Here is an 8,227-nt window from a genome sequence, read left to right on the forward strand (position 1 = left end):
CATGCACCACCAGTTTTGCGCCCTACTTGATCAGGGTGTGGGTACCGACACTTTTAAACGAATGAATGTTTCCGGGGACGGCAAACACCTCCCGATTCTGCTCGGCGGCCAGGCGGGCGGTGATCAGCGATCCGCTTCGCCCAGTGGCCTCCACCACCACCGTGCCGTGGCACATACCGCTGATGATGCGGTTGCGGGCCGGAAAATGGTGAGCATCGGGACCGGCGCCGAGGGGAAATTCGGTGACCACTGCGCCATTTTCCGCGATCTTGTGGAACAGGCCTGTATTTTCCTTGGGATAGATCTGATCCAGGCCGGAGCCTAACACGGAGACCGTAACCCCGCCGGCAGCAATGGCGCCTGAATGGGCGGCGGTATCCACCCCCCTGGCCATGCCGCTGACGATATTCACCTGCTGCCTGACAAGATCCATGCAAAGCTGTCGCGTGCTGGCGATGCCATAACCGGTGGCATTGCGGGACCCCACAACGGCGATGTTCAGTCCAGTGGCCGGCAGCGACCCGTAAACGTATAAAAATGGCGCAGGATCAGGGATCTGGCGCAGCAGCGGGGGATAGTGCGGGTCGGTTTGGGTAACGATGGTGTATCCCTTTTGTTGGACCGCCTCCAGTTCACGCTCAACCGTATCCGTATCCCGGTGACGCCGTATGGCTGTGATCAGACGGGAGGTGACCCCTTGAACCGCCAGCAATGCCGAGTCGTCTGCGCTAAACACGACTTCCGGCGATCCGAATCGTTCCACCAGTCGCCGAAATAACAGGTTGCCGACTCCTGGCACGCTTTTTAGGGCGAACCAGGGTCGTAATGAAGACATCTATTTTCTCCGGGTCTGCCAGGCCAGCAGGATGGGGCTGGCCACATAGATTGACGAATAGGTACCGACCAAAACGCCGATCAGGAGGGCAAAGGAGAAATCGTGGATGATGCCGCCGCCAAGAACAAACAGGGCGAGGACAACCATCAGGGTGGTCAGCGAGGTGAGGATGGTCCGGCTCAGCGTTTCATTGATGCTTTTGTTTAAAATCGTGGTCATGGGTTCTTTGTGATACTTGCGCAGGTTTTCCCGGATGCGGTCGAAGACGATGATCGTGTCGTTGAGGGAATAGCCGATGATGGTCAGCAACGCTGCCACGATGGGCAGGGTGAACTCCTTGTCGAAGATGGAGAAGATGCCCACGGTGATGGTCACGTCGTGGATGATGGCGACGATGGCGCCCATGGCATACTTGAATTCGAAAAACCAGAAGATGACCAAAGAGACGATCAGGGCGGCCAGCATGAGAAAGGGAACGGAGACATGGAACAGGGATAGCAGGTAGACCGACCCCATGATGGCGGCCGCTACGATACCGCTCATGGCCCATTTCAGTTCAAAACGACCGGAGATGTAAACGGTAATTAAGAGCAGGGCGTAAAACATGGCGAACAGGGCCTTTTCGCGCAGGTCCTGCCCCACCTGGGGGCCCACCATTTCAACTCGACGGATCTCCACCGGTACATTGGTGGCCTCCATGAGGTTCTTTTCGATTTTTTCCGACAGCCCTTCCATAGCCGGGTTAGTGGCATCGGTGCGAATGAGGTATTCATGATCGTCCGCCTGGCCAAATTGCTGCACCGCCGATGCGGCCAGTTCCATTGTTGCCAGACCGGATTTGATTTGGTCGATGGAGACGGATGCATCGAATTTGACCTGGACCAGGGTGCCGCCGGCGAAGTCGATCCCGTAGCGGGGGCCCCGGTTTACCAGCAGCGAACCGATGCTGATCAGTATCATCGCCAGCGACAGAACGAAGGCGATTTTGCGTTTCCCAATGAAATTAATGTTGATACCCGGTTTGATAAACTGCATGTATCGAGTCCTTGATTGTGGTTTTCCGTTGCCGGCCAGGATTTAATTGCCTGCTCGGACCGGGGCATCCGGCTCAGATGCTGATGGATCGAACTTTACGATTGATCAAAAAGTAATCGAATATGGCGCGCGTCAGCACCAACGCGGTGAACAGGCTGGCCACCACCCCGAGACTCAAGGTGACGGCAAAACCCTTGACCGGACCCGTGCCGAATTGAAACAGCACCAGGGCGGCGATGAGGGTGGTGACGTTGGCATCCAGAATGGTCAGGGTTGCCCGTTGGTAGCCCGCATCCACGGCGGCCCTGGGTGTTTTGCCCAGGGTCATCTCTTCTCGGATCCGCTCGAAGATCAACACGTTGGCATCCACGGCCATGCCGATCGTCAGGATGATGCCGGCGATACCGGGCAGGGTGAGCGTGGCACCGAATCCAGCCAACCCGCCGGCGATGAGCAGGATGTTGAGCATCAGGGCGAAATCGGCAACGATTCCCGATCCTTTGTAATAGACGACCATGAACAGGATCACCAGGATGCCGCCCACACACATGGAAAGCAGGCCCATCTGGATGGAGTCGGTGCCTAAAGAGGGGCCGACGGTCCGCTCTTCCAGGATCTGGACGGGTGCCGGAAGCGCACCGGCACGCAGCACAATGGCCAGGTCCCGGGCTTCTTCGGTGGTGAAATTTCCCGTAATTCGAGCCTCTCCGCCGGCAATTTTGTCCTGGATGACCGGAGCGGAGTAGACGTTGTTGTCCAGCACGATGGCCAGGCGCTTTTTCACGTTTTCCGCGGTAATGCGCTCGAAGAGCCGGGCCCCTTTTTTGTCGAAAGTGATCGAGACATACGGCTCATTGTACTGACTGTCGATCTGCACCCGGGCATCGGTCAGATACGCTCCGGTCAGGGACGTGCGCTTTTTGATCAGATAGGGAATCTTCTGGACGCGCCGGGTGGCCGGGTCTTCTTTGGTCTCGTAAAGGATCTCGCTGCTGGCGGGAACGTTTCCGCTCAGGGCGGCGTCTACGTCGTGATCCTCGTCCAGCAGTTTGAACTCCAGCAGGGCGGTCTTGCCGATCAGTTCTTTGGCCCGCTGGGTGTCTTTGATGCCCGGTAGCTGGATCAGAATGCGTCTTTCTCCCTGAAGGCGGATATCCGGCTCGCTGACCCCGAACTGGTCAATGCGGTTGCGGATGGTTTCCAGGGCCTGACCCACGGCCAGTTTGCGGATATGGTCGGCTTCCTGGTCGGGAAGGTCAAGGACGATCTTGAGCACACCGTCCTTGACGGTCCGGTCGACAATCCGAAGATCGCGAAATTCTTCGTCCAGCAGTTCTTCGAAACGCTGGACGTTGTCCTCTTGGGCTACTTTAACGGCCAACTTGACGGTTTCCACCCGTTCGATGCCTAGGGTCCGAATCCGTTCTTTTCTCAACAGATCCCGCATCTCCTGGCCCACCCGTTCGATGGTGTTTTCAACGGCCGTGTCCACATCAACCTCCAGTACCAGGTGCATGCCGCCCTGAAGATCAAGGCCCAGGTTGATTTTATTATGGGGCCAGACGCCGGGTTGAAATGTCGGAATCACATACACCACAGCGGCAATGATGACCGCCGCAATCACGATTAGCCTCCACGAAAGATTCTTCAACGCTTCGTTCCTTTCACGATAAACACGCCAAAGCCCCAGCCGACGTGTCACCTCTGAACTGACAGCAGGCGAAGCTGCAGTCGAATCGGGTTAGTGGTCCGGTGGCAATGGGGCTTTTTAGGAGAAACCGATTTGGGTTTAGGCTTTGCCGCTGTCGGTTTTGTTTTTCTTTTCTTTTTTGGGCGCGGCCGGGGGCGGGGTGGTCTGCAGCAATGCGGTCACGCTGGCCCGGTTGACTTTCACGCGAACTTTTTCAGCGATTTCCACTGTCAGCGCACTTTCCGAGACGCCGGTGACCCGGCCGTGAAGGCCGCCACTGGTGATAATCCGATCACCGGTTTTCAGATTGTCAACCATCTGCCGGTGCTCTTTGGTTTTCTTCTGTTGGGGACGGATCAGCAGAAAATAAAAGATGACAAACATGAGAATCAGCGGAATAAACGACGCGAATCCTCCTGAACCACCTGAGCCGTTGGCCCCACCCATTCCTCCCATTGCGTAAGCGATATTCATTGGTATCAAAACCTCCTGTCAGATATTTCAAGCGTCCCCAGTGTAATATTGAAATCGCGTTCACCGGCGTCACGCTTGTTTGGCTACCGTTAAAAGTGGCGCTGATATACTGCAAATCACCCGCCCCGTCAAATGGTTCTTGTGGACAGCAATCCACCGTGGGACTGAAATGGCGGTAAAGGCCTATATGGGCGGGGTCTCCACGGCCTTGGTTTTTTTATCGTAGGCAACCTCCATCTGGCCGGGGATCATGTCATCCCGGGCGATAATGGTGACTCCTATCGCCCGTTTGCCCTCCAGGTCGCTCAATTCCTTGCGTTTGCGATTGAGCAGGTAGGTTGCCACCGGGGCAGGTAATTGCGCCGTAACCTGCAGGATATCCCCTTTCAGGGTATCCAGTTTCAGCTTCCTTAAAAAACTCAGCCCCAGGGATTCCGTGGACGATACCTGGCCTTTGCCACCGCAACGCGAACAGGTTTCCATGCTGCCAAAATCGATGGATGGCCGCAGGCGCTGGCGGGAGAGCTCCAGCAGGCCGAATTTGGAAATTTTACCAATTTTGACCCGGGCCCGGTCCTGTTTCATGCTGGCGCGGAGGGTCTTTTCCACCTGGTTGCGGTGCTTTTGCTCACGCATATCGATAAAATCCACTACGATGAGGCCCCCCAAGTCACGAATCCTGAGCTGCCGGGCGATCTCGGCCGCGGCTTCCAGGTTGGTCATCAATGCAGTCTCTTCGACATTTTTTTTCTGGGTGCCTTTGCCGGAGTTGACGTCGATGGCCACCAATGCTTCGGTGCGCTCCAGTACCACCGATCCGCCGGACTTGAGCGTAACCCGGTTGTCGAAAATGGTCGCGATCTGGTCTTCCAGCTGGAATCGGGTGAAAAGGGGTTTGTCCGATTTATGTAACTTGACGATGTTGGTCTGTTTCGGCGCGATGATTTGGACGAAGCTTTTCACCTCCTGGTGGACCGCTTCATCGTCGATCAGAATTTCTTTGATGTCGGGCGTAAAGTGGTCGCGAATGGAGCGGACGGCCAGGTTTCGATCCTTGTACAGGGCAGAGGGTGCCTGTGCCTTTACGGCCCGGGCGGTGATGCTTTTCCACAGGCGCAGCAGGTATTGGATATCCTTGGCCAGCATGGTTTTGGTGCACCCCTGGCCGGCGGTGCGGATAATAATGCCGAAGCCATCGGGCAGGTCCAACTTTTCAACGATTTCCTTTAGCCGATTGCGTTCGGTTTCCTCTTCAATTTTTCGCGAGATGCCCCGGCTGTCGCTTCCCGGCATCAGCACGGCGTAGCGGCCGGGCAAGGAAATGAAAGTCGTGAGCATGGCTCCTTTTTTCATGATGGGGTCCTTGGTCACCTGCACCATCAACTCCTGGCCACGCTTCACCAGGTTCTGGATGGTGTTGCCGTTGGCCGGTGGGCCCTGAAAATAGTCGCTGTGGATCTCCTGCTTCTGTAAAAAGCCGTGACGGTCGGCACCGAAGTCCACGAACACGGCCTGAAGGCTGGGTTCGATGCGGGTGATCACACCTTTGTATATGCTGCTGTGTAGAATTTCCCAGGCCGTGCTTTCGATGTGAAATTCTTCCAGGCGGCTGTCCTTGACGATGGCCAGGCGAACCTCTTCAGGGTCGACTGCATTGATGAGAATTTTACTAGTCATTAGCTGACGGTTCTATTCCTTCCGCTTTTGGTTGATATTGTCAAATTTGTATAAATAAGGAATTGTTACAATCAAGTCAACGGATTTTTGAGGATATCCATAAAAAGGAGGGGCGGCGAAATCGATAAACGATCGACCGATTAGTCGGCAGGATTGTCTAAATACCCCGGCAAATACCAGCAAAAAGGGTGTTTTTGATCCGTTGGATGGCCAGAACGGCTCTTGATATTTACCTGGCTTTATGGCATGAGGATGCACGCAAGTTTAACAAAATTAATAATGTTCGCAAGAAGATAGGAAGATTCATGGATTCACGGTATGATCCCCAGGCCATCGAAACCAAGTGGCAGAACCGCTGGCAGGACGACCGGCTGTTCACTGTCGTCGAGGAGACTGACCAGAAAAAATACTACCTGCTGGAAATGTTTCCCTATCCATCAGGCAAAATCCATATGGGACATGTGAGAAATTACACCATTGGAGACGTGGTGGCCCGCTACAAGCGGATGCGTGGGTTCAATGTCCTTCACCCCATGGGCTGGGATGCCTTCGGCATGCCGGCCGAAAATGCGGCCATTGCCAACGACACCCATCCGGCCAAGTGGACCTATGAGAATATTGACGCCATGCGGGCCCAGCTTAAAAGGCTGGGGTTCTCCTATGACTGGGGCCGGGAACTGGCCACCTGTCGTCCCGAATACTACCGCTGGGAGCAGTGGCTTTTCCTCAAGATGGCCGAGCGGGGCATGGCCTACCGCAAAGAATCCTATGTGAACTGGTGCGATCCCTGCCAGACCGTGCTGGCCAACGAGCAGGTGGAGGCGGGTTTGTGCTGGCGCTGCGGCAAACCGGTACGCCAGAAAAAGTTGTGGCAGTGGTTTTTCAAGATTACCGCCTTTGCCGAAGACCTGTTGGTGCATTGCGACATGCTTCCCGGTTGGCCGGACAAAGTGACCACCATGCAGCGCAACTGGATCGGCAAAAGTGTCGGTGCCGAGATCCGGTTCCCCGTGGAGAACAGCCAGGCGGCCATCAGTGTGTTCACCACACGCCAGGACACGGTCTTTGGGGCCACTTTCATGTGTCTGGCACCCGAACATCCGCTGGTTCCCAAGCTGTCGGCTGGAACCGACCAGGAAGCTTCCGTGACGGCTTTTGTCGAGCGTATCTCCCTTCAGGACCGCTCCACCAAGGCCATCGAAAACTATGAAAAAGAAGGCGTGTTTACCGGCGCTTATTGTATCAACCCCATGAACGGCAGGCGAATGCCCATCTATACGGCCAACTTCGCCCTGATGGAATACGGTACTGGCGCGGTTATGTCCGTTCCGGCCCACGACCAGCGGGATTTCGATTTTGCCCGCAAATACGGCCTGCCGGTTATCGTGGTGGTCAGTCTCCAGGACGAGGAACTGGACGGCAGCACTATGAATGCTGCCTATACCGGCGAGGGTGCCATGGTCAACTCCGGGGATTTCAACGGTTTGGGCAACCGGGAGGCCATGGAGGCCATCGCCGCCTTCATGGAACAGAACGGCATCGGCAAAAAGACCATCAGCTTCCGCCTGAGGGATTGGGGCATCTCCAGACAGCGATACTGGGGCGCGCCTATCCCCATGATTCACTGCGACAGCTGCGGCATCGTTCCCGTACCCGAGGCGGACCTGCCTATCGTGCTGCCTGAAGACGCCGACCTGCTGGAAGGCGGACGCTCGCCGCTTCCAGTGCTAGCGGCCTTTAACAAGGCCCGCTGCCCCCAGTGCGGGCGAGACGATGCCCGCCGGGAGACCGACACCATGGACACCTTCGTGGAGTCGTCATGGTATTTCGAGCGTTACTGCAGCCCCCGTTGCGACACAGCCATGTTCGACACCCGGGCGGTCGACTACTGGATGCCGGTGGATCAGTATATCGGCGGGGTGGAACACGCGATTTTGCACCTGCTCTATTCTCGCTACTTCACCCGGGTGCTCGAATCATTGGGACTGGTGAAATTCAAGGAGCCCTTTACCCGGTTGCTCACCCAGGGCATGGTGTGCAAGGAGACCACTGCCTGCGAGGAACATGGCCTCCTTTTTCCCGAACAGGTCGCGGAAGACGGCGATGACCGGCGAACCTGCCTGCAATGCGGTCAGCCGGTGACGGTCGGGCGGGTGGAAAAGATGTCCAAATCCAAAAAGAACGTCATCGACCCCAACATATTGCTCGACGAATATGGGGCCGACACCACCCGGCTCTTTTGCCTGTTTGCCGCGCCGCCCGAGCGGGACCTGGAGTGGAGCGAACAGGGGGTAGAGGGCAGCTTCCGCTTCCTCCAGCGGGTCTGGCGGTTGGCCGAACGCTGGCTGCCGCTGCTGATGGACGGTGAACCCAGCCCGAGTGACTTCCGGGAGTTAAATGGACCCTTCCGCGAACTCAACCGAAAAACCCATGCGACCATCAAGCGGGTCACCCAGGATATCGAGGATCGGTTTCATTTTAACACGGTCATCAGTGCGGTCATGGAACTGGTCAAC

General features: G+C 56.3%; 6 protein-coding genes. 1 reads left to right on the forward strand and 5 read right to left on the reverse strand.

Going from position 1 to position 8,227, the window contains the following annotated elements; genetic code table 11:
* Positions 1–22: 22 nt before the first annotated feature.
* From dprA to QNK41_RS06255, 5 genes are all read right to left on the reverse strand, one after another.
* Positions 23–835, reverse strand: coding sequence for a DNA-processing protein DprA (gene dprA / locus QNK41_RS06235; RefSeq protein ID WP_319254860.1), 813 nt, complete (start codon positions 833–835; stop codon positions 23–25).
* Positions 836–1,870: a protein translocase subunit SecF gene (gene secF, locus QNK41_RS06240; protein WP_319254862.1), complete on the reverse strand. Its 1,035-nt coding sequence runs from the start codon at positions 1,868–1,870 to the stop codon at positions 836–838. It abuts the gene before it with no gap.
* A 73-nt stretch (positions 1,871–1,943) separates the two neighbouring features.
* Positions 1,944–3,521 (reverse strand): protein translocase subunit SecD, encoded by a 1,578-nt coding sequence (gene secD, locus QNK41_RS06245; protein ID WP_413815122.1) that lies wholly within the window; start codon positions 3,519–3,521, stop codon positions 1,944–1,946.
* 138 nt (positions 3,522–3,659) lie between these two features.
* Positions 3,660–4,034: a preprotein translocase subunit YajC gene (gene yajC, locus QNK41_RS06250; protein ID WP_319254867.1), complete on the reverse strand. Its 375-nt coding sequence runs from the start codon at positions 4,032–4,034 to the stop codon at positions 3,660–3,662.
* A gap of 183 nt (positions 4,035–4,217) precedes the next feature.
* Positions 4,218–5,711, reverse strand: a complete 1,494-nt coding sequence (locus QNK41_RS06255) for an Rne/Rng family ribonuclease (protein WP_319254869.1) — start codon at positions 5,709–5,711, stop codon at positions 4,218–4,220.
* Positions 5,712–6,016: 305 nt separating this feature from the next.
* Between QNK41_RS06255 and leuS the strand changes: the two genes are divergently transcribed.
* The coding region (leuS, locus tag QNK41_RS06260) for a leucine--tRNA ligase (protein WP_319254871.1) at positions 6,017–8,227 on the forward strand (2,211 nt) is incomplete at its 3' end.

Source organism: Desulfosarcina sp., assembly GCF_033791525.1.
GTDB lineage: Bacteria > Desulfobacterota > Desulfobacteria > Desulfobacterales > Desulfosarcinaceae > Desulfosarcina.

Coding starts and splice junctions, on each gene's coding strand:
- dprA (WP_319254860.1), bottom strand. CDS start 835: ATGTCTTCATTACGACCCTGGTTCGCCCTAAAAAGCGTGCCAGGAGTC.
- secF (WP_319254862.1), bottom strand. CDS start 1,870: ATGCAGTTTATCAAACCGGGTATCAACATTAATTTCATTGGGAAACGC.
- yajC (WP_319254867.1), bottom strand. CDS start 4,034: ATGAATATCGCTTACGCAATGGGAGGAATGGGTGGGGCCAACGGCTCA.
- QNK41_RS06255 (WP_319254869.1), bottom strand. CDS start 5,711: ATGACTAGTAAAATTCTCATCAATGCAGTCGACCCTGAAGAGGTTCGC.